Source organism: Achromobacter sp. SIMBA_011, assembly GCF_046535435.1.
GTDB classification, from domain to species: Bacteria; Pseudomonadota; Gammaproteobacteria; order Burkholderiales; family Burkholderiaceae_B; genus Achromobacter; species Achromobacter dolens.
Genome location: NZ_JAWRWN010001193.1, coordinates 1 through 237, shown reverse-complemented (window position 1 = coordinate 237; position 237 = coordinate 1). Strand labels below are relative to the sequence as shown.

1 protein-coding gene is annotated in these 237 nt (G+C 30.8%); it reads left to right on the top strand.

Annotated elements, in window-relative coordinates:
- The first annotated feature begins 113 nt into the window (after positions 1-113).
- Positions 114-236, top strand: coding sequence for a hypothetical protein (locus SB816_RS34820; protein ID WP_269430477.1), 123 nt, complete (start codon positions 114-116; stop codon positions 234-236).
- Position 237: the final 1 nt, after the last annotated feature.

Here is a 237-nt window from a genome sequence, read left to right as displayed (position 1 = left end):
ATCATATTATCAGACTCCATCAATGTAAAGAAGCTATCATTAAAGTGCAGCCCTATAATGGGCTTTTTTGTATTAGATAAGAACTTAGGTTATTAAGTGTAAGGTGAAAAAAGATGAGCAAAGAAATAAATACAAAAGAACTTGATGAGGAACTAAAAAGAGTTCTTAAAATGTTTGATGATGTATTAGAGATTTATGAACAACATGACGGCGAACCAGATATTAAGCTGGTGTAAA

Bases quoted from the DNA above. Each gene is read 5' to 3' on its own strand.
- SB816_RS34820 (WP_269430477.1), top strand. From the start codon at position 114: ATGAGCAAAGAAATAAATACAAAAGAACTTGATGAGGAACTAAAAAGA.